This window comes from Frigidibacter sp. MR17.14 (assembly GCF_037095735.1).
Classification (GTDB): Bacteria; Pseudomonadota; Alphaproteobacteria; order Rhodobacterales; family Rhodobacteraceae; genus Frigidibacter.
This window is the reverse complement of record NZ_JBAWKD010000003.1, coordinates 195,604-213,485: the sequence shown is the minus strand read 5'-3', so window position 1 is coordinate 213,485 and position 17,882 is coordinate 195,604. Positions and strand designations below refer to the sequence as shown.

The 17,882-nt window shown below is 69.4% G+C and carries 12 protein-coding genes; 6 read left to right on the top strand and 6 right to left on the bottom strand.

The features are described from left to right. Window positions 1-98: 98 nt before the first annotated feature. Window positions 99-2,069: a PhoX family protein gene (locus tag V8J36_RS09630; RefSeq protein ID WP_336467077.1), complete on the bottom strand. Its 1,971-nt coding sequence runs from the start codon at window positions 2,067-2,069 to the stop codon at window positions 99-101. Between the two features lie 251 nt (window positions 2,070-2,320). Between V8J36_RS09630 and V8J36_RS09625 the strand changes: the two genes are divergently transcribed. Then, complete coding sequence (locus V8J36_RS09625; protein WP_336467076.1) at window positions 2,321-3,466, top strand: efflux RND transporter periplasmic adaptor subunit; 1,146 nt, start codon at window positions 2,321-2,323, stop codon at window positions 3,464-3,466. Next, complete coding sequence (locus V8J36_RS09620; RefSeq protein ID WP_336467075.1) at window positions 3,463-6,651, top strand: efflux RND transporter permease subunit; 3,189 nt, start codon at window positions 3,463-3,465, stop codon at window positions 6,649-6,651. The genes V8J36_RS09625 and V8J36_RS09620 overlap by 4 nt, the downstream gene beginning before the upstream one ends. Window positions 6,652-6,655: 4 nt before the next feature. On the opposite strand, the gene V8J36_RS09615 is transcribed toward V8J36_RS09620, so the two are convergent. From V8J36_RS09615 to V8J36_RS09595, 5 genes are all read right to left on the bottom strand, one after another. Further along, window positions 6,656-7,555 (bottom strand): lysylphosphatidylglycerol synthase transmembrane domain-containing protein, encoded by a 900-nt coding sequence (locus tag V8J36_RS09615; RefSeq protein ID WP_336467074.1) that lies wholly within the window; start codon window positions 7,553-7,555, stop codon window positions 6,656-6,658. A gap of 202 nt (window positions 7,556-7,757) precedes the next feature. Further along, window positions 7,758-8,807: an ABC transporter ATP-binding protein gene (locus V8J36_RS09610; protein ID WP_336467073.1), complete on the bottom strand. Its 1,050-nt coding sequence runs from the start codon at window positions 8,805-8,807 to the stop codon at window positions 7,758-7,760. Then, window positions 8,807-9,589: an ABC transporter permease gene (locus tag V8J36_RS09605; RefSeq protein WP_336467072.1), complete on the bottom strand. Its 783-nt coding sequence runs from the start codon at window positions 9,587-9,589 to the stop codon at window positions 8,807-8,809. Before V8J36_RS09605 ends, V8J36_RS09610 begins: the two co-directional genes overlap by 1 nt. After that, window positions 9,586-10,488 carry an ABC transporter permease gene (locus tag V8J36_RS09600; RefSeq protein ID WP_336467071.1) on the bottom strand — a complete coding sequence of 301 codons (903 nt, stop codon included), beginning with the start codon at window positions 10,486-10,488 and terminating at the stop codon, window positions 9,586-9,588. Before V8J36_RS09600 ends, V8J36_RS09605 begins: the two co-directional genes overlap by 4 nt. Before the next feature lie 101 nt (window positions 10,489-10,589). Continuing rightward, window positions 10,590-11,696, bottom strand: coding sequence for an ABC transporter substrate-binding protein (locus tag V8J36_RS09595; RefSeq protein WP_336467070.1), 1,107 nt, complete (start codon window positions 11,694-11,696; stop codon window positions 10,590-10,592). 289 nt (window positions 11,697-11,985) lie between these two features. Here V8J36_RS09595 and V8J36_RS09590 point away from each other — a divergent pair, with 289 nt between their 5' ends. The 4 genes from V8J36_RS09590 (at window position 11,986) to V8J36_RS09575 (ending at window position 17,332) form a co-directional block, all read left to right on the top strand. Then, window positions 11,986-13,656: a glucan biosynthesis protein gene (locus V8J36_RS09590; RefSeq protein ID WP_336467069.1), complete on the top strand. Its 1,671-nt coding sequence runs from the start codon at window positions 11,986-11,988 to the stop codon at window positions 13,654-13,656. A gap of 208 nt (window positions 13,657-13,864) precedes the next feature. Then, window positions 13,865-14,482 carry a TRAP transporter small permease subunit gene (locus V8J36_RS09585; RefSeq protein ID WP_336467068.1) on the top strand — a complete coding sequence of 206 codons (618 nt, stop codon included), beginning with the start codon at window positions 13,865-13,867 and terminating at the stop codon, window positions 14,480-14,482. Beyond that, window positions 14,479-16,395, top strand: a complete 1,917-nt coding sequence (locus tag V8J36_RS09580; RefSeq protein WP_336467067.1) for a TRAP transporter large permease — start codon at window positions 14,479-14,481, stop codon at window positions 16,393-16,395. The genes V8J36_RS09585 and V8J36_RS09580 overlap by 4 nt, the downstream gene beginning before the upstream one ends. Before the next feature lie 196 nt (window positions 16,396-16,591). Next, window positions 16,592-17,332 (top strand): RNA methyltransferase, encoded by a 741-nt coding sequence (locus tag V8J36_RS09575; RefSeq protein WP_336467066.1) that lies wholly within the window; start codon window positions 16,592-16,594, stop codon window positions 17,330-17,332. Window positions 17,333-17,882 lie beyond the last annotated feature (550 nt).

Genomic DNA, 17,882 nt, shown 5'->3' with positions numbered 1-17,882 from the left:
ATTTCGCCCAAGACGAATGCGATTTCAGCTTGGTGAACAAACTCCGGGGGGTCGTAGAACGGGACGGGGGCAGAGCCCCCTCCGCCGTCCGAAGTGGATCAGCCGATCTTGCCGCCGCCCTGACGGGTGATCGCGACCACCGCCGGGCGCACCGGCATCGCGTCGTCGAAATCGGGCCAGCGGGTCGAGAGATCCTCGTAATACGAGGCGCGACCGTGGCCTTCCCAGTCGTCACCGCCGTCGCCGGGGTGCTGGACCGCGACGAAGAAGGTGGTCAGGTCGGCCGTCGGACAGGGGCCGCACATCTCGGCGCCGACCGGCACGCGGTAGAACAGCCGCGAGGTGCCGCGGGCCTCGCCCTCGGTGTCGACGGCCCAGAGCCCGTCGGTGCGGCCGGTGTCGGCCATCGAGTTGCCGTCGGTCGAGACCCAGAGCCGGCCCTCGGCATCGACGGCGGCATTGTCGGGCATGCCGAACCAGCCGTTCTTCGTGGTCTCGGTCGAGAAGGTCGCGCCGACCTCGGCCACCGACGGATCGCCGCATTGCACGAGGATTTCCCAGGCGCCCTTCGTCGCCGCGAAGTCGCCGTGCTCCTCGATGATCTCGATGATGTGGCCGAAGGCGTTGTTGACGCGCGGGTTGGCCTCGTTGGCTTCTTTGCGCTTGGTGTTGTTGGTCAGCATCACATAGGCGCGGCCCGTCGCCGGGTTCGGCTGGATGTCCTCGGGGCGGTCCATCGGCGTCGCTTCCAGAAGGTCGGCGGCGCGGCGGGTCTCGATCATCACATCGGCCTGGCTCGCGAAGCCGTTCGCCTCGGTCAGCGGGCCCTCGCCGTGGGTCAGGGGCATCCAGGTCAGCCCGCCCTCGGCATCGAAGCGGGCGACGTAAAGCGTGCCGTCGTCGAGCAGGTCCATGTTGGCCGCGCGGTTGTCGGGGTCATATTTGCCGGCGGTGACGAACTTGTAGACGTAGTCGAAGCGCTCGTCGTCGCCGAGGTAGAAGACCACGCGGCCGTCCGGCGCCACGACGCTTTCCGCGCCCTCGTGCTTGAAGCGGCCCATCGCGGTGCGCTTCTTCGGCACCGAGGTCGGGTCCATCACGTCGACCTCGACGATCCAGCCGAAGCGGTTGGGCTCGTTCGGTTCCTTCGAGACGTCGAAGCGCTCGTGGAAGTTGCCCCACTGGTAGGTGCCGCCGGGCACGCCCAGGCGCTTGTAGTTCGCGGCCTCGGCATGGCCTTCCGGCAGGGTGCCCTGGAAGTAGCCGTGGATGTTCTCCTCGGCCATGATGTAGGTGCCCCAGGGCGTGACGCCGCCGGCGCAGTTGTTGATCGTGCCGAAGACCTTGCGGCCGGTGCTGTCGGCGGCGGTCTGCAGGCGGGCGTGGCCGGCGGCGGGGCCGGTCAGCTGCATCTCGGTCTTGGCGGTGATGCGGCGGTTCAGCTTGCCGTCCAGCACCGGGCGCCACTTGCCGCCCTCGCGCACGATCTCGACGACGGTGCCGCCATGGGCCGCCATCTCGATGTTGGCGCGGTCCTCGGTCGCGTCCGAGACCGAGACCTTGCCCTCGGCCACGGTGACGATGCCGGGGAACATCAGGTGATCGTTGGTGTACTCGTGGTTCACCACCAGGAGGCCGCGGTCGGCCGACCCGTCGAGCGGGAGGAAGCCCACGAAGTCGTTGTTGTAGCCGAACTGGCGTTCCTGCGCGGCTTCCGACTGGTTCAGAGGGTCGAACTCGGGCGCGTCGGCAAAGAGCCGGTCGCCCCAGCGCAGCAGCACGTCGGCGTCATAGCCCTGCGCGACATGGTGATCGGCATCGACGCCGGCCTCGACCTCGGGGAAGGAGAAGGCCGAGGTGCCTTCGGCGCGGGCCTCGTCCGCGGCGATCAGCGCCAGCGGCGAGACGGTCGCGGTGATCGCGGCCGAGGCCATCGCGCCGCGCAGGAAGCCGCGGCGCGAGAAGCGGGCGGCGATGATCTCGCCCATCGTCGGGGTCGCGGTCGGGTTCAGGCCGGGGCCGTCGGCTTCTTCGAGCTGGCTGGTGCGGAACGGGCTCTGGTCGGTCATCGGCTGGTCCTCTGATCTGGCGGATACCGGTCCGGACTAGGCGGGCTGTGCAACCGGGGGATGACAGCCCGGCAACGGCCCGATGAAAGCCGCGGGCCCGCGCGGGGGCCACGGTCACGGCATCTTGACCCTGCGACCCGCCCCTGTGCAGGCGGATGCTTGCCACCTGCGGCCGTTTGCCGCCTAATCCGCCGAACCACCCGCCGTGCCCACGTCTTGGGGCCGCCGGCAGGACCCCGAACGGAGCCTTCATGGCCATCTGGAAGCAGCTGTTTCTGTCCCTCTGCCTGATCGCGCTGGCGACGGTGGGTGCCGCGCTGTGGCTGCCCGCCGCCCGGCCCTGGCTGGAGAGCGCGGGGCTGGCCGGGCCGATGGAGAGGATCGGGCTGATCCGAGCCGGGGCCGCGCCCGCGGCGGGCGACTGGCGCGGGCCGGCGGGGCGCGCGCCGCAGGGCGTGCCGGTTGTGGCGCTGCCGCCGGTGCCGGTGTCGATGGACAGTCTGGTCGAGGCGATCGGCACAACGCGCGGCATCCGTTCGGTCACCGTAGCGGCCGAGGTCACCGGGCGGATCACCGCGCTGAACGTCACCTCGGGCGAGCGGGTCGAGGCCGGGCAGGTCCTGATCCGGATCGACGACAACGCCGCGTTCATCGCCGTCGAGCGCGCGAGGGTGGCACTCGACCACGCGAAGAACGAGCTGGCGCGGATGCAGCGGCTGGAAAGCTCGGGCTCCGGCACGATCCTGCAGCGTCAGGACGCCGAGCTTGCGCTGCGCAATGCCGAACTGCAGCTGCGCCAGAGCGAATACACCCTGTCGCTGCACAGCATCGTCGCCCCGATCGCCGGCTGGGTCGGGATCATCACCCTTGAACCGGGCGACCTGCTGGGCGCGAACACCGAGGTCACCACGATCGAGGACCGCTCGAGCCTGCTGGTCGATTTCCGCGTGCCCGAGCGGCTGGTGAGCCAGATCGCGATCGGCGACACGCTGAGCGCGGCACCGCTGGCCGCGCCCGACCAGCAGATCGCCGGAAAGATCACCGCGCTCGACAACCGGGTCGAGGCCGCAAGCCGCACGCTGCGCGTGCAGGCGGCGGTCGAGAACGGCGACGACCGGCTGCGCGCGGGGATGGCGCTGCAGATCACCACCCGCCTGCGCGGCGAGAGCCGCCCCGCGGTCGATCCGCTGGCGATCCAGTGGGGCAACGGCGGCGCCTATGTCTGGGTGGTGCGCGGCGGCAAGGCGCAGTGGCTGGCGGTGCGCATCCTGCAGCGCAGCAGCGACGCGGTGCTGGTCGCGGCCGAGTTCCAGCCCGGCGATCTGGTCATCACCGAGGGCGTGCAGGCGCTGCGGCAGGGCGCCGAGGTCAGCGTCACGCAGGGCTCGTCGACATGAGCGGCCCGGACGTGCCGCCCGACAAAGCATCCGACCCTGCGCCCGCCGCCGAGCCCGCCGCCGAGCCCGGGGCGGCCAGCCGCAACTCGACGGCGCTGCTGGTGCGCCGCCCGGTGCTGTCGTTTGTGGTCAACGCGCTGATCGTGATCGCGGGGCTTGCCGCCTTTTCGGGTGCCGAGATCCGAGAGCTGCCCGATGTCGACCGTCCGGTGGTGACGATCAGCACCGATTTCGACGGCGCCTCGCCCGAGACGGTCGACCGCGAGGTCACCGGCGAGATCGAGGGCGCCGCGGGCCGGGTGAGCGGGGTCAAGTCGATCTCGTCCACCTCGCGTTCCGGGTCGAGCCGGGTGACGGTCGAGTTCAGCGACGACGTGGATCTGGATGTCGCGGCCTCCGACCTGCGCGACGCGGTCGCGCGGATCGCCAACAACCTGCCCGACGACGCCGACGACCCGCGCATCGTCAAGGCCGATGCCGACAGCGATCCGGTGATGCGGGTCTCGGTCACCTCCGCCGGGCGCTCGCCGCAGGACCTGACGCAGATCGTGCAGGACCTTGTCGAGGACCGGCTCATCTCTGCGCCGGGCGTCGCGGACGTGCAGATCTATGGCGAGCGCGAGCCGGTGTTCCGGGTCGACATCGACATGAAGGCGCTGGCGGCGCGCGGGCTGACGCTGGCCGATGTGCGCAACACGCTGGCCACGATGAATTTCGACGCGCCGGCGGGGTCGCTGGGGGCGGCGCGGCAAAGCCTGCAGGTGCGGGCGATGGCGACGGTGACCACGCCCGAGCAGTTCGAGGCGCTGCGCATCAACCAGAACGTCCGGCTGGGCGACGTGGCGCAGGTGACGCTGGGCCCCGACAGTCAGGGCACGGTGCTGCGCTCGAACGGGCAGACCGGCATCGGCATCGGCATCATCCGGCAGGCGCAGAGCAACACGCTGCAGATCTCGGACGCGGTGCGCGGCATCGTGGACGACCTCGCGACGGTGCTGCCGGCGGATGTGAAGATCTTCGTCAGCTCGGACAGCGCCGATTTCATCCGCGGCGCGATCCACGAGGTCGAGATCGCGCTGGTGCTGTCGGTGGTGATCGTCACCGCGGTGATCTGGCTGTTCCTGCGCGACTGGCGCGCGACGCTGATCCCGACGATCGCGATGCCGGTGGCGCTGATCGGCACCATCGCCGCGGTCTGGATGGTGGGCTTCTCGATCAACATCCTGACGCTGCTGGCGCTGGTGCTGGCGACGGGGATGGTCGTCGACGACGCGATCGTCGTTCTGGAAAACATCGTGCGCCGCCGGGCCGAGGGCATGGGGGCGCGCGCCGCCGCGGTGCTGGGCACGCAGCAGGTGTTCTTCGCGGTGATCGCCACCACCACCACGCTGGCCGCGGTCTTCATCCCGCTGTCCTTCCTGCCGGGGCAGACCGGGGGGCTGTTTCGCGAATTCGGCTTCACGCTGGCGATTTCGGTGCTGCTATCTTCGGTCACGGCGCTGACGCTGTGCCCGGTGCTGGCCAGCCGGGTGCTGCGCCGGGGCGCTGCCGATGCCGGCAGCCGCGGCCTGACCGGCCGCTTCGGCGCGCTTTTCGCCCGCGGCTACGCCCGCAGCCTGCACTGGGCGCTGGACGCGCCGATGGTGGTGCTGGTCGTCGCCGCGCTCTTTGCCGCGATGGCCTGGCTGATGGCCGGCGGCATCGAGCAGGAGCTGACCCCGCCCGAGGACCGCGGCACGCTGCTGCTGTCGGTGACCGCGCCGCAGGGGGTCTCGCTCGACTATACCTCTGCGAAGGTCGCCGAGATCGAGACGCTGGCCGAGCCGCTGAGGGCCTCGGGCGAGGTCGTCAGCACCTTCGCCTATATCGGCACCGGGGGGCGCGACAACCGCGCGTTCCTCGTGATGACGCTGGCCCCTTGGGGCGAGCGGGCGCGTTCGCAGCAGGAGATCGCGGCAGAGTTCCGGGGCAAGCTGTCGCGGTTGGTGGGCGTGCGGGCCTTCGTGGTGCAGCCGAACTCGCTGGGCATCCGCGGCGCCGGGCAGGGCCTGTCCTTCTCGCTGGTGGGCGACGATTACGCCGCGCTGTCGCAGGCCGCGCAGACGCTGCAGGCGCGGATGTCGCAGGACCCGGGCTTCGGGCAGGTGCGCGTCGATTACGACACCACCCAGCCGCAGCTGTCGATCACCGTCGACCGCGAGCGCGCCTCGGATCTCGGGATCGACATCGCGGGGCTGGGACAGGCGATCCGGGCGGTGCTGGACGGCACCTCGGTCGGCACGGTCTTTCTGGGCGACCGCAGCCATGACGTGAAGATGATGGCGACGATGGATCCGGTCGACGATCCCGGCGATCTCGAGCGGATCTTCATGCGCACCCGCGACGGGCAGATGATCCCGGCCTCGGCGGTGGTCTCGCTGAAGGAAGAGGCGATCGCGCCCGAGCTCGAGCGGGAAAGCCAGCTGCGGTCGGTGCCGATGAGCGCCGGGCTCGAGGGTGGCTACGCGCTGGGCGCCGGGCTGGCCGAGGTCGAGCGGCTGGCGCGCGAGGCGCTGCCGCCCGGGATCCGGGTGCTGCCGCGGGGCGAGGCGGCGACGCTGACAGAGAACAACCAGGGCCTGTGGCTGACCTTCGGCACCGCGATCCTGATCGTGCTGCTGGTGCTGGCCGCGCAGTTCGAAAGCTTCGTCGCGGCCTTCATCGTGATGGCGACGGTGCCCTTCGGGCTCGCCTGCGCGGTGGTGGCGATGGTGGCGACAGGCGGCAGCCTGAACGTCTACAGCCAGATCGGGCTGGTGCTGCTGGTCGGCATCATGGCCAAGAACGGCATCCTGATCGTCGAATTCGCGAACCAGCTGCGCGACCACGGCGCCGGCGTGCGCGCGGCGATCGAGGGCGCGGCGGTGACCCGGCTGCGGCCGGTGATGATGACGATGGTCGCGACGGTGATCGGCGGCGTGCCGCTGGTGCTGGCCAAGGGCGCGGGCGCCGAGGCGCGCGAGGTGCTGGGCTGGATCATTGTCGGCGGGCTGGGCCTTGCGACGGTGGTCACGCTCTACATCACGCCGGTGGCCTACCTGCTGCTGGCGCGGCTGACGCGGCCCAAGGTCGAGGAAGAGGCGCGTCTGCTGAGCGAGCTGGGCGAGGCGGCGGGACTGAAGCCGAAGGGCACACCGGCCGGATAGCGGCTCAGTCCTCGTCCTCTTCCGAGGCTGGCGCGAGCCAGAAGACCCCCGGTAGGCTGGCGGCCAGGATCACCGCGCCGAAGAGGATCGAGCTTGCGACCGCGGGTTCCGAGGCGATGCCCGCCAGCGGCAGCAGGGCCGCGGCGGCGCCTTCGCGGAAGCCCCATCCGGCGACGGTCAGCGGCACCAGCATCGCGGTCAGGACCAGCGGCACAAGGGTGACCACCGCCTCGGCCGGCAGGGCGACGCCGATCGCACGGGCGGCGCAGAAGAAGGTCATCAGGTTGCAGGTCACGACGCCGAGGCTGAACACCAGCTGGCGCGGCCAGACCCGGCGCGCGAAGACCGAGCGTTTCACCGGCGCGACGATGCGGCGGCTGGTGTCGGGCCGGGTGCGGGCGACCAGCGCCACGACCAGCAACACCGCGCCCGTGGCGGCAAGGCCCCAGAGCGCGGCGTGCCCGGTGCCCGCCGGCCAGCGCACGCCGCCCGGAAGCGCATGGGCCAGCACGAGGCCCGCCAGCGTCACCAGCAGCAGCGTCACCTGTCCGGCCAGCCGCTCGATCAGCACCGCCTGACCGGCCACCGCCAGCCGCGTCTCGCCCTTCGTGCGCACGATCCGCGCGGCATCGCCCAGCATGCCGCCGGGCAGGGTCTGGTTGACGAGCTGCGCCACGAAATACTCGCGGATCGCCAGCATCCGGCCCAGCGGATGGCCCAGCGCCCCGGCGGTCAGCCGCCAGCGGAAGGCGAGGAACGGGAACTGCAGCAGCGCCGCGACCATTGCAAGGCTCAGCCACAGCGGGTCGGCGTTCAGGAGCTTCGCCAGGATCTGCGGTCCGTCCAGCACCTGCCAGAGCACCGCGAGCATCGCGAAGGGCAGCGCCAGGCGCAGGACGCGCATGGGGTTGTGTCTGCGGATCGTTCCGGTGAGCACGCCGGCGGCACTCCTGCTTGGCCGGGCGCATGAGAGGATCTGTTGCAAACGCAGCAATCACGGCGCCCTTGGGCACCGATATAGCCACTTCCCAAGCCTGCGCCAGCCCCGGCGATGCCGGGGCGGCTGCTTCCTGCCGAGCCTGTGGCCCGGCTACCTCTGGTGCGCGTCAGTCCGCGAGGACGAGGATGTCTGACGGTGCGACCGACAGCGTCACCGCCTCGCCCACCTGCGGCGGCGGCTGGTCAGGGCGGTTGAAGCTGTCCAGATGCAGCCGCGCGCCGCCGGTTTCCGCACCGATGCGGATGACCGCGCCCAGGAACTGCACGTCGGTCACGGTGGCGGGCAGGGTGACGCGGCCGGGGCCGGCGGCGCCCAGCGCCACCGCCTCGGGGCGCAGGGCCAGCGTCGCGCGGCCCGGCGGCAGCGGCCGGCCCAGCGTCACCTGCGTGCCGCCCATCTGCACCGTGCCGCTGACGGGATCGGTGACCGTGCCCTCGATCCGGCTCAGCTGGCCCACGAATTCCGCGACGAAGCGGGTGGCGGGGCGGTTGTAGATCTCGAAGGGGGCGCCGATCTGCTCGGCGATGCCGCCGTGCATCACCACGATCCGGTCGGAGATCGATAGCGCCTCTTCCTGGTCATGGGTGACGAAGAGCGTGGTGATGCCAAGCTCTTTCTGGATCTCGCGGATCTCGTTGCGCAAGGAGACGCGGACCTTCGCGTCGAGCGCCGACAGCGGCTCGTCCAGAAGCAGGATCGAGGGGCGCGGCGCCAGTGCGCGGGCCAGCGCCACGCGCTGCTGCTGGCCGCCCGACAGCTGGAACGGATAGCGGTCGCCCAGCTGCGGCAGGCCGATCATCTCGAGCATCTGCGCGACGCGGGGGCCGCGTTCCGAGGCGGGGACGCCCTTGACCTTCAGCCCGAAGCCCACGTTTTCGGCCACGGTCAGGTTCGGGAACAGCGCATAGGCCTGGAAGACCATGCCGATCGAGCGCTGGTTGGGGCGCAGGCGGGTGACATCCTTGCCGCCCACGGTGATCGCGCCCGACGACGGCGTCTCGAACCCCGCGACCATGCGCAGCACCGTGGTCTTGCCGCAGCCCGAAGGACCCAGAAGCGAGATGAACTCGCCCTTCTCGATCGAGAGGTTGAAGTCCTTCACCACGCGGGTGGTGCCGAAGGACTTTTCGAGGTGGGAGATTTCGAGAAAGGACATCAGCGGGCGGCTCGCGTGTGTTTCTGGAAGCGGGTGACAAGCTGGATCAGGCCCATGCAGATCCAGGTGATGGCGAAGGCGATCACCGCCAGCGCGAAGGGCTCGTAGGCGCGGTTGGCGCCCATCAGCTGCAGGTAGGGACCGAAGGCCGGGCGGTTCAGGAGTGCCGCCAAGGTGAATTCGCCCAGAACGATGGCGAAGGTGACGAAGGCGCCCGACAGGACCGAGACCAGAACGTTGGGCAGGATCACCTTCGCGAGGATCGTGGTCCAGCCGGCGCCCAGCGACTGCGCGGCCTCGGTCAGGGTGCGCACGTCGATGGTGCGCAGCCCGGTGTCGACGGCGCGGTACATGTAGGGCAGCGACAGGGTCATGTATCCCACCAGCAACAGCACGTTGGTGCCGAAGGTGGTCCCGGTCAGCGGCAGCCAGCTGGAGGTGTTGTAAAGCCGGATGTAGCCGAAGACGATGACGATGGCCGGGATCACCAGCGGCAGAAGCGTGATGAACTCGATCAGCGGGCGCAGGTGCGGCAGTTTCAGCTGCACCCAGAACGCCGTCGGCACCACCAGAAGCGCCGAGAACAGGATGGTCAGCAGCGCCATCATCACCGAGAAGCTGAACGTCTCGCGGAAGGCGGGATCGGCCAGCACCTTGGCATAGGCGTCGAAGCTGTAGACGCCACGGCGCATCGACAGCGAGAATTCGGTCATCCCGATCAGCGGGATCACGAAATACGCGATCCCCAGCAGGAAGATCAGCCAGGCCCAGAGCTTGGTCATTTCAGCCATTTCTCCGACCGCATGCGCAGCACGATGTAGATGGTGTTGGCGATCGAGGTGACGACGATCATCCCGAAGGCCATCGCGTAGCCAAGGTGCGGATCGCCCAGCACGTCGCCGCGGATCTGCGCGAACAGCATGATCGGCACGATGTTCAGCGACGATCCGGTCAGCGCATAGGCGGTGGCGATGGCGCCGAAGCTGTTGGCGAAGAGAAGGGCGAAGGTGCCCAGCAGCGCCGGGAACAGGATCGGCAGCGCGACCATGCGCCAGTACTGCCCCGAGCTTGCGCCCAGCACCTCGGCCGCCTCGCGCCATTCGCGCTTCAGCCCGTCGAGCGCGGGGGTGATGATCAGGATCATCAGCGGGATCTGGAAGAACAGGTAGGTGATCGTCAGGCCCCAGAACGACAGGATGTTGAACCCCAGCGCGCGCAGGTTGATGCCGAATTCCTGCCGCAGCCAGACGGTCACCAGGCCCAGCGGTCCCAGCGTCGCGAGGAAGGCAAAGGCCAGCGGCACGCCCGCGAAGTTCGAGGCGACGCCCGAGAAGGTCAGCAGTGGGCCGCGGATCACCTTGGGCAGCCCCCACAGCACCATCGCCGCCGCCATCAGAAAGCCGACGAGACAGCCGAGGAAGGCCGAGGTGGCCGAGATCTTGATCGAAATCCAGTAGGAGCTGAGGATCGAGGGTGTGAAGAGACCGGCGATGTTGCGGAAGGTGAAGCTGCCGTCGGGGGTGCGGAAGGCGCCCAGCACGATGTTCAGCGTCGGCAGCGCCAGGAACAGGATCACGAAAGCCAGGAATGGCAGGATGCCGATCCAGGCGAGCGGCAGCGCGCGTCGCGGCTTCGAAAGCGGGGGCGGGGCTGCCGCGGCGGCAGCGGGTCGGTCGGTCATCGGATCGGTCCCCGGCGATCAGGAGGGCGGCGGTGCCGGGTTCTGTCGCCCGGTCGCGGAAGGGTCCGCGCGCGCCCGGTCAGGCGCGCGCGGGGCAGGCATCACTGGACGTTGGCGCCCACGACCTTGTCCCAGCCGGCGGTGACGGCGGCCTTGTTGGCCTCCTGCTCGGCCAGGGTCGGGAACACGGCGGCCTCGTAGGCGGCGGCCGGCGGCAGCGCCTCGAGCAGCTCGGCCGGGATCTTCTTGGCGGCGGCCATCGCGTTGAAGCGCGCCGGGTGGCAGTAGCCCTTCAGCCAGCCGAGCTGACCCTCGTCGCTGTAGAGGTATTCCATCCACAGCTTCGCGGCGTTCGGATGCGGCGCGTGGGCCGAGATCGCCTGGACGTAGACACCGGCGACGACGCCGGTCTTCGGCACGACCACTTCCACCGGCGGGTTGCCGTTCAGCGTGTCGCGGCCCGCAAGCGCGTTGTAGTCCCAGGTGATGACGATCGGGGTCGCACCCTGCGCCAGCGTGCCGGCCTTGCCGATGACCGGGACGAAGTTGCCGGCCTTGTTCAGCTCGGCGAAGTAGTCGAGGCCCGCGGTGCCCGAGGCCTCGCCCGCGGCCGCGCCCTTGCCCATGCCCGCGGCCAGAACGCCCAGGATCGCCTGGTTCGAGGCGCGCGGGTCACCCGCCAGCGCCACGGCGCCGGCATAGTCCGACTTCAGCAGGTCGGCCCAGTCGGTCGGGATCTCGGACACGAGGTCCTTGTTCACCATGAACGACAGAACGCCGTAATAGTCGCCATACCAGTGGCCGTCGGCGTCCTTCACCTCGTCCGGGATCTCGTCCCAGGTCGAGACCTTGTAGGGCTGGGTCAGGCCCTCGGTCTTGGCCTGCGGGCCGAACGAGAAGCCGACGTCGATCACGTCCGGGGCCTGCGGGCCGGTGTTGCCCTTGTTGGCGCGGATCGCCTCAAGCTCGTCGGCCGAGCCCGCGTCGGGGTTCAGCTCGTTGACGGTGATCTCGGGGTACTTCTTCTTGAAGCCGTCGATGACCGCGCCATAGCCGCACCAGTCATGGGGCAGGGCGATCGTGGTGAGCATGCCTTCCTTCTTGGCGGCGGCTTCGATTTCGGCCAGCGACTGCGCGTTGGCGATCGCGGTCGAGCCGAGGAGGGCGCCAAGGGTCACAAGGGCCGTGAGGCTGCGGGCGGATTTCATCGATAACTCCCTGTCGATGCGGCAGAAGCGGCGGGCTGAAATGTCCCGACGGCGCTGCCTAACGTGTGTTCACGTCGGTATTGTGACAGCGATCAAATCGCAGAGATCGGGGCAATTGCAACAGTTTCGTGACACGTGCCCGTGCGCGCTCTCACGCGGCTCGCTCGCGCCCCTGTCGCGCGGTTGTCAGGGGCGCTGCCTTGCAATCCCGCGAAACCGGGCGACATTCTCGGGGGCTGCCATCCCGGCCGACCCTCGGGCACCCCGCCCGGCGACCTTGGAGTGACAATTGCGCCCTCTCCCTCCCCGCACCGCCCCTTTCATCGCATCGCCGTCGCCTGCGGAGGGGTTCGACCGCCGCCAGGCCCTAGCGCTGCTGGCCGCGGCCGGGCTGACGGGCTTCGGGACCGGCGGGGCGCAGGCGGAATCGGCCGACGCCGACGCGGGCTTCGTCCCGGCCTTCGGCGCGCCGCAGCCCTTCAGCTTCGACGCGCTCGCCGCCCGGGCCCGCGAGCTTGCGGCGCAGCCCTATGCGCCGCCGGTTGTGGCGCAGCCCGAGGTGCTGGCGAAGATCGACTATGACGCGCATTGGCGCATCCGCTTCCGCCCCGAAACCACGGTCGGGGCCGGAGAGGTGCCGGTGCAGTTCTTCCACCTCGGCACCTTCTTCCGCGCGCCGGTGGCGATAACGGTGGTGCAGGATGGGCAGGCGCGCGAGGTGCTTTATGACGAGCGCTTCTTCGAGATGCCCGAGGACAGCCCCGCCCATGCCCTGACCGAGGGGCTGGGCTTCGCGGGCTTCCGCCTGATGCGGCCCGATCTGAAGACCGACTGGATCAGCTTCCTGGGCGGTGCCTATTTCCGCACCGACGGGGCCCTGCGCCAGTACGGCCAGTCCGCCCGCGGCATCGCGCTGAACTCGGGCATGTCGATCCCCGAGGAATTCCCGCGCTTCAGCGAATTCCACCTCGAGGTGCCGCCCGCGGGCACCACCGTCGCCGGGCGGCCGGCCGACGTGATCATCCACGCGCTGATGGATGGCCCCTCGGTCGCCGGCGCCTACCGGATGGTGACGGCAAACACCGAGGGCGCAGGGCAGGTGATGGAGATCACCGCGCGGCTCTTCTTCCGCCAGCCGGTCGAGCGGGTGGGGATCGGCCCGCTGACCTCGATGTATTGGTATTCCGAGACCAACCGTCTCGTCGGCTTCGACTGGCGGCCAGAGATCCACGACACCGACGGGCTGATGATGGTCATGGGTTCGGGCGAGCAGGTCTGGCGGCCGCTGAACAACCCGCCGCGCGTGGTGACGTCCAGCTACGTCACGGAAAACCCGCGCGGCTTCGGTCTTGTGCAGCGCGACCGCGCCTTCGAGAACTACCAGGACGACGGGGTGTTCTACGATCGCCGCCCCTCGGTCTGGATCGAGCCGCTGGGCGACTGGGGGCCGGGGCAGGTGCAGCTGGTCGAGATCCCGACCGACGACGAGATCTATGACAACATCGTCGCCTTCTGGAATCCGGCAAGCCCGCCGGCTGCCGGTGCCGAGCATGAATTCCGCTACAACCTGCACTGGCTCGACCGGGTGCCGCAGACCAATGCGCTGGCGCGCACCGTGGCCACGCGGATCGGCGCGGGCGGGGTGCCGGGCCAGCCGCGCCCGCCGGGGCACCTGAAGGTGGCGATCGACTTCGAGGGCCCCGCGGTCAAGGGACTTGGCCAGAACGACCGGGTGACGCCCGAGGTCAGCCTGCCCGCGGGGGTAACGCTGGAACAGGCCTATGCGCTGCCCGTGGTGGGCACCGACCGCTGGCGGCTGATCTTCGACATTTCGGCAGAGGGCGTCGAGACTGCTGATATCCGGGCCTATCTCTCGCGCGACGGCGCGCCCCTGACCGAAACCTGGCTGGGCCAGATCCACCCAAGGCAATTCGACCGGGCGCGCGGTATCGCGCCATAAGCCCAAGGAAGTGGCACCAGCCCGGACCGCCGCGCGATCCTGCCGCGGCGTAAAGCTGTATCTGCAGCGAATTCGGTAAGAAAAACTTACCGCTAGCAGGCGCGAAGATTGACGCATTCGCCCGCTTCCGTCATATGGACCCCATGCCCCAACCCCGGCCTCGCCCGGGGTCAGAGGGCGTTTCGGAGGAACCGAAAGGGAGGGGACGATGGGCGGCTTACTGGCCCTGTCACGCGGCATCGACCGCGTGAATGACATCATCGGGCGTTCTGTGGCGTGGCTGATCCTCGTGGCCGTCGTCATCAGCGCCGGCAACGCGGTGGTCCGCAAGGTGTTCAACACCTCGTCGAACGCCTGGCTCGAACTGCAGTGGTACCTGTACGGCGCGGCATTCCTGCTGGCGGCGGCCTATACGCTAAAACAGAACGAGCATATCCGCATCGACATCGTCTATGGGATCTGGTCCCGGCGGACCCAGCACTGGATCGACCTTTTCGGGCATGTCGTCTTCCTGATGCCCTTCGTGATCCTGATGCTGTATTTCTTCACGCCCTGGGTCGCCTTCTCGTACCGCACGGGCGAGATGTCGACGAACGCCGGCGGCCTGATCATCTGGCCCTCGAAGGCGCTGCTTCTGGCCGGTTTCTTCCTGCTGTTCCTGCAGGGGGTCTCTGAGATCATCAAGAAGGTCGCGGTGATGCGCGGCGTGATCGAGGATCCGAACCCCTTCGTCTCTTCCCATGCCGCGGCCGAGCTTGAGGGCGAGGCCACCGCCGCCTCGATCATGGCCGAAGGCGCCGATGTCGCGAAGGAGCCCCGCAAATGATGGAGTTCATCGCCTCGAACATGGCGCCGATCATGTTCATCTCGCTGATCGGCTTCCTGCTGCTCGGCTATCCCGTCGCCTTCTCGCTGGCCGCCAACGGCCTGCTGTTCTTCATCATCGGGGTCGAGCTGGCGCCGCTGTCGAACGGCGCGATCAACCTCAGCTGGCCCTTGCTGAACGCCTTGCCCGAACGGTTCTGGGGAGGGGTTCTCGCCAACGAGACATTGCTCGCGATCCCGTTCTTCACCTTCATGGGCATCGTGCTGGAGAAATCCGGCATGGCCGAGGACCTTCTCGACACCATCGGCCAGCTCTTCGGCCCGGTGCGCGGCGGTCTCGCCTATGCGGTGATCATCGTGGGCGCCCTGCTGGCGGCCACCACCGGCGTCGTCGCGGCCTCGGTCATCGCCATGGGCCTGATCTCGCTGCCGATCATGCTGCGCTACGGCTATGACCGGCGCGTGGCCTCGGGCGTGATCGCGGCCTCGGGCACCCTTGCGCAGATCATCCCGCCGAGCCTCGTGCTGATCGTCCTGGCCGACCAGCTGGGCCGGTCGGTGGGCGACATGTACAAGGGCGCGCTGATCCCGGGCATGGTGCTGACCGGGCTCTACATGGGCTACATCTTCCTGCTGTCGATCTTCCGCCCCGCGATGGTGCCGGCGCTGCCGCTCGAGGCGCGGACGCTGGGCTCGGGCGTCACCTCGCTTCTGGTGGCGCTGGTGCTCTGTGTCGGGATCACCTACGGCGCCCATGTCTGGCTGACGCCGACCCATGGCAACAACGCCGACATCCTGGGCGCGGTCGTGGGCATCGCGGTGATCTACGTGCTGGCGCTGGCCGACAAGGGCCTGAAGATCAACATGATGAGCCGGCTCGCGCAGCAGGTGATCATCGTGCTGATCCCGCCGCTGGCGCTGATCTTCCTCGTGCTCGGCACGATCTTCCTCGGCATCGCCACGCCCACCGAGGGCGGCGCGATGGGCGCGGTCGGCGCGCTGATCCTCGCGGGGCTGAAGGGCCGGCTGAACTACGCCGTGATCGACGGCGCACTGGCCGCGACCACCCGCCTGTCGGCCTTCGTCATGTTCATCCTGATCGGGGCGCGGGTCTTCTCGCTGACCTTCTACGGCGTGAACGGCCATGTTTGGGTCGAGCACCTGCTGACCTCGCTGCCGGGCGGCGAGCTGGGCTTCCTGATCGTCGTCTCGATCCTGGTGTTCTTCCTCGCGTTCTTCCTCGACTTCTTCGAGCTGGCCTTCATCATCGTCCCGCTGCTGGCACCAGCGGCGGACAAGCTGGGGATCGACCTGATCTGGTTCGGGGTGATCCTGGGCGTGAACATGCAGACCTCGTTCATGCACCCGCCCTTCGGCTTCGCGCTGTTCTTCCTGCGTTCGGTCGCGCCGAAGATCCCCTACATCGACCGTCTGACCGGCAAGACCATGGCCCCGGTGACCACGGGCCAGATCTACTGGGGTGCCGTGCCCTTCGTCTGCATCCAGATCGTGATGATCGCCATCGTGATCGCCTTCCCGCAGATGGTCATGCACTACAAGGGACCGGTCGTCGACGTCAGCAAGGTCGAGATCAAGCTGCCGACGCTGGGTGGCGGTCTGGGCGGTGGCCTTGGCGGCCTCGGTGGCGGCCTCGGTGGTGGCCTCGGTGGCGGTCTTGGCCAGCCTCCGGGTCTGGGCGGCGCACCGGCTCCGGCGGCTGCACCCGGTTCGGCTCCGGCTCCGGCTCCGGGCGGCGTGCCTGCGCCGGGCGGTGGCCTCGGGCTTCCGCCGGGCCTGCAGGCACCGGCGCCGGCTGCGGGCCAGCCCGCGCCCGCCGCACAACCGGCCCCGCAGCCGGTGGCGCCGGGGCAGGGCCTGCCGCCGGGACTGCAGCCCCCGGCACCGTCGAACTGACAGTTGCCAGACGATCCCCGCCGGCGGCCCATGGGCCGCCGGTTTCATTTTGGGGTCGGCCCACGCGCCGCCGGTCCTGTTCTGACGCCAGTCCCCGGGGCACCGGTTTTCACGCGACGCCGGCCCGTTTCCCTTGCCTCGCCCGCCAAGGAGCCCTAAGCCGCGCCCAGCCGCCGCAGTGCCCGAGGGACCCCCGATGATCCAGCCGCCGACCCAGCCCGCCTTCGTCCTCGTCCGTCCGCAGATGGGCGAGAACATCGGTGCCGCGGCGCGGGCGATGCTGAACTTCGGGCTGACCCGGATGCGGCTGGTCGATCCGCGCGACGGCTGGCCGAACCCGCGCGCCGTTGCCATGGCCTCGGGCGCCGCAGGCACGGTGCTGGACAATGCCGGGGTCTTTCCCTCGGTGATCGAAGCGGTGGGCGACTGCGACCATGTCTTCGCCACCACCGCCCGCAACCGCGATCTGACCAAGCCCGTCTTCACCCCCGAGGCGGCGATGGAGCGGGCCCGCACCCTGATCGCCGAGGGCCGCAAGGTCGCGGTCCTGTTCGGCCCCGAGCGCGCGGGCCTCGAGAACGAGGACCTGATCGCCGCCGACGCCCTGATCTCGGTCCCGGTGAACCCGGATTTCCCCTCGCTCAACCTCGGGCAGGCGGTGCTGCTGACCGCCTATGAATGGCGCCGCCAGACGGTCCCGGCGGTGGCCGAGCGCATGGAATATGCCGGCACCGAACCCGCGTCCCGGATCGAGATCGAAAAGCTGGCTGAGCATTACGAGGCCGAGCTGGACACCGCCGGCTTCTTCTTCCCCGAGACCAAGGCCGACAGCATGCGCCTGTCGCTGCGCAACCTTTGGTTCCGCCTTGGCCTGACGCGGGCCGAGGTGCAGACCCTGCACGGAATGCTGCGCCAGCTTCTGCGCGGCCGCGGCTGACACCTCGCGACTTTCGGGCTGCGACGGCCCGATGTCGCCGGATCTCTGCAAGACGGACGGCGGGGCTGTTGCGGCCTTTGCCGTGACGCCTCGTGCCTGAAGCTTCGGGGCGGGACCGACAGGCCGCGGCCTGCCTGTCATCGCCGGGACCTCGCGAGGATCGGCGGTGCGGGATCGGTCCGGGTCGACAGCTTATATCCACGCCGGTCGACCACATCGGACGCTGACCTCGCATCCGCTCTGCCCGGCGAGAAGGCAATCTGTCCGCGACACCGGCGCCCGGCGTCGGGAGACGAGCACCCTGTCAGGTCTGGCGACCAATGCGGACCAGCCCATGGTCGGCGGGCCCGGGGCCGAAGCTTGCAAGGACCGCGCGCCCGCCGGCGGGCCAACCCGCTCCGCGCACCCTCTCGTCACAGGACCGGGCCCGGGACCTTCGCGCGCCATGTTCGCGGATCCCGAAACGCACCTCAGGGCCTCTGCGGCGTATCGGCATGATCCGCCCATAAGGCGCACGGACGATGGCGCTTGATCGGAGCATGGCGAAATG